We start from the raw sequence: 3,541 nt of genomic DNA, 5'->3' as shown, positions 1-3,541 counted from the left end.
CGGAATCATCAATATCAAAAGATGCAGCAATATCGTGATCCGGAACCTTGTTTTTGAAGGTCCAGGAGCTTATGATACCGACGGCTGGGACAATGCTATCCTGGATGACTGCCGGAATGTCTGGATCGATCACTGTGAATTCAGAGACGGGGTAGACGGAAATTTTGACATCAAAAACAAATCGGATTTCATTACGGTTTCCTATACCAAGTTCCATTACCTGAAAACGCCGAAAGCCGGTGGCCCGGGAGGAACAGACGACCACCGTTTTTCCAATCTCATCGGTTCCAGCGACGGTGCCACAGCGGATGCCGGAAAGCTGAATGTTACTTTTGTCCGTTGCTGGTGGGCGCCGGGATGCAGGGAAAGGATGCCGCGGGTACGCTACGGGAAGATCCATATCCTCAACAGCTATTTCAACAGCACGGTAAGCAACAAATGCATTGCAGCGGGAGTCCAGGCCAACATCCTTGTAGATGGGAATGTATTCGAAAATGTGAAAGAGCCCGTTAACCTGATGAGCGGATTTACGGCAGTTACGGTAACTTCCAGCAATACATTTACCAATGTCACCGGAAATAAAGCAGGAAGCGGTACAGCTTTTACACCACCTTATACCATACCTACCCTTTCTCCGGCCTCCGTAAAATCTGATGTCACAGCCAACGCAGGCGCCACCCTTTCCGGCAATGCATGCAACTCACTGTAAGATAGCACTATAAAAAACAAGAAAAACCGGGAATCCCGGTTTTTCTTGTTTACAGATCAGTCTGCTTACAGCTGAAAGAGCTTTTTTTAAAATGATGACCGGTGAAAATTTTCACGGTCTGAATGAGATTTTTGTGGGAAAATATTAATCGGAAATTTTATTTTTCTCCAGCCACTTCGGGTATTCTTTGTGAATGAGCTTTCCTGCGAAGTCGCCGAACCAGCTGTATCCGTTTCTTCTTTCTTCTGACACTTCGTTGTAATTGTACTTTACGCTTCCGTCACGGTCGCCGAACAACGGTTTGTTGGTATGGATATCATAGAATCTCGCCCAGATCACCGAATTTTTGTCTTCCGCCAGCACCCTTATTGTTTTTCCGTTCTGCTTTCCGACTTCATAGCTGTATCCCTCCATATCGTTTTCCGTAAACCACCGGACAGCAGCTGTCACAGACTTTTCGATAGCGGGGGTTACAGGCTGCATCATCAGGAACCTGACGATTCCCACCGATTCGGCAGTGGCCAGGGAAACAGGCTCGAAAGCCCTGGCCTTTTCCGGTACCAGCGTTATTTCATTGTACTGGTCGCCCCAGATCGAAGGTTTCCCGTTTTGCATAACCTGGGTTTTCAGGATGCATTCGATGCCTTTCTGCACCGCTTTCCAAGCTTTCTCTCTCAACTTCGGATCTACCGCATCAAAGCCTTCTTTTCCTTCCGAAGTATTGTACAGAACGGTAAGCGCATTGATCATCGCATTATCGTTATAGGTTACCTGTTTGCGGTACAGGGAAGTATTGGGATAATATTGCGGGAAGCCTCCGTTGTCATACTGCATCTGCAGCAGGTAACGGATGCCTTTTTCAGCAGCTTTCAAATACTCCGGATTTTTGGTAATGGCATATGATTGTATCAGTGTATTGATTTCCCGGGTCGTCGCATTATTGTCAATGGTTGCATGATCATCCCCAGTTGCCCTGATTTTTCTTAAAAGATCCTTATCCAGCGGTAAATTGTAATTCACTACCGATTTATCATCCAGTTGTTTTCCCCAGCCTCCCACCGGAAGCTGGTACAGCATGATTTTTTCGGCCAGCGTATCCTTTACCTGAGCAGAAAAATGAGCGGCACTGCAGCCTAAAGCGATTAAATAGAGTTTGATTTTCATTTTTTTCATTTATTTGACAGTAACCTGAAGGGGATGCGCGATGATAAGAGCCTGCTTTTGCAATAGAAGTTCCCAATCCTCTATGGTCTGAACGGGGCTGCCTTTCTGCCAGGCAAACCCTGCATAATAAACAAATTGCTGTCCGGGTTTCATAATCACCAGCAGATTGCTCTGATCCGGAATCTCTGATCTGAGAACCATTGATTTTTCTACGGTTTCCGGAGCAATTACAATACCTTCGCCTATAAAAGCAGCATCGATCTTTTCCCAGTGGAGGTAATATCCGCTCTTATCATTCAGCTTTGCTTCGCCTTCATTTTTATGTAAGCTGATTCCAGCCGTATAGTGGGGAACCGGTTTTTCAGCCCGAACGTTTGATTCAAACCTGGAAAAATGCGAGCCCAGGTCCAGGGAGATCCTTTTGGTTTCCTTTACGCTGAAATCGCTCCACGGTGCATAGGTCAATTCAAAAACGGTCCTCAGGGGCCCCTCGGCAATGGTCCTGGAAGTGATAAAGTTTCGGGACACCTGTAATTTCCCGTCTTTCCAGATTCCGGATCCTCCGGTTCCGCGGCTGTCGCCCACAGGGTAAGGGTCGTAGCCTTCGCCTCTCGTATCCTTATGGTAATACATCGGATCTGTCAGGTAGCCTTTGTACCATTTGTTGATGACCGGCTGATCTGTCCGCTTCAGCCAGATATCCACTCCGCTGGACAGGGTACTTCCTTTAACGCCGGCAAGTGCTTCTTTCTGGCCTTTCGGTCCGTATACCCGGAAAGCAACCTTGTCATTTTCCCAGGCATAATCATCCGCCCTTTCCGGAACCAGCCGTGAATAAGTAGTCAGCCTGCTTTCCGGCACCGGATTTTTCCCATCTGCTGTAATGGTAAAGATAGCGGAGGAGGTGGCAGGAATATCTACTTGGAACAACAGTTCGTCATTTTTCCCGTCCGCATCATAATCAATCCACTGAATCGTCTGAAAATTTCCCCGGGAATCTTTGATTCTGAGGTCCTGTTCCCCGTGTCCGTTTAAAAACGTCTTAAGCCTGGCTACCGGGATTGCAACCACTTCATTCCTCGGGAAATCAAGTATATTTTTCACCTTGATTAAGGCTTGGGAATGAAGAAACCCGGAAATCATGCAACCGATTGCACACATGAGGCCGGAAAAAGAATTTTTAAGGGTAACCATGTACTGTATTCTTTTGGTTAATTCATCAAAAATAAAGATAATTTCCGATCAATAACAAAAAAACATCATGAATCTTAGGAATTTATGACTTTTGGGCCCAAGATCAGTATGGATAGGTAAGCGGATTATGAATGCATAGTTCCCGGAGAAAATGAATACCTGAAAACAAGGCTGTTGGAAAGCGCAAAGGCGCGAAGATAAATCCTTCATAGCGTGTTATAAGACGCAAAGAATTTGACAAAGTCAAATTCTAAGAACGCTGAAAACCATCACCTTTTAGCGGTTCACCATATTATCTCTGATAAAACCCTCACGCCTCATACCCCACAAAGCAGGCAAAAAGTTTTGCGCCCTTTAGTTTGTAAATTAAACGAAACGGGTTAAATTTAAGAATTAAACCCATTCACATGAAACAGGGTGAACCAGATTGCGTCAAAGGTATACAAGACCTATGCAAAGATTATGAACCCTGTT

The 3,541-nt window shown here is 45.6% G+C and carries 3 protein-coding genes; 1 reads left to right on the top strand and 2 read right to left on the bottom strand.

The features are described 5' to 3' along the window. The coding region (locus QZ735_RS12360; protein ID WP_367117851.1) for a polysaccharide lyase family 1 protein at positions 1-709 on the top strand (709 nt) is incomplete at its 5' end. Between the two features lie 144 nt (positions 710-853). Here QZ735_RS12360 and pelA read toward each other — a convergent pair. Both pelA and QZ735_RS12350 read right to left on the bottom strand, forming a co-directional pair. Beyond that, the gene (pelA, locus tag QZ735_RS12355; RefSeq protein WP_294248865.1) at positions 854-1,873 is read right to left on the bottom strand and encodes a pectate lyase; all 1,020 of its coding nucleotides are present in this window, start codon (positions 1,871-1,873) and stop codon (positions 854-856) included. A gap of 9 nt (positions 1,874-1,882) precedes the next feature. Further along, a complete protein-coding gene (locus QZ735_RS12350) occupies positions 1,883-2,977 on the bottom strand; it encodes a DUF4861 family protein (RefSeq protein WP_294248862.1) in 1,095 nt (364 codons plus the stop codon). Positions 2,978-3,541 lie beyond the last annotated feature (564 nt).

The sequence above is a fragment of the uncultured Chryseobacterium sp. genome (genome assembly GCF_913776365.1).
GTDB lineage: Bacteria > Bacteroidota > Bacteroidia > Flavobacteriales > Weeksellaceae > Chryseobacterium.
This window is presented reverse-complemented; position numbering and strand designations above follow the sequence as displayed.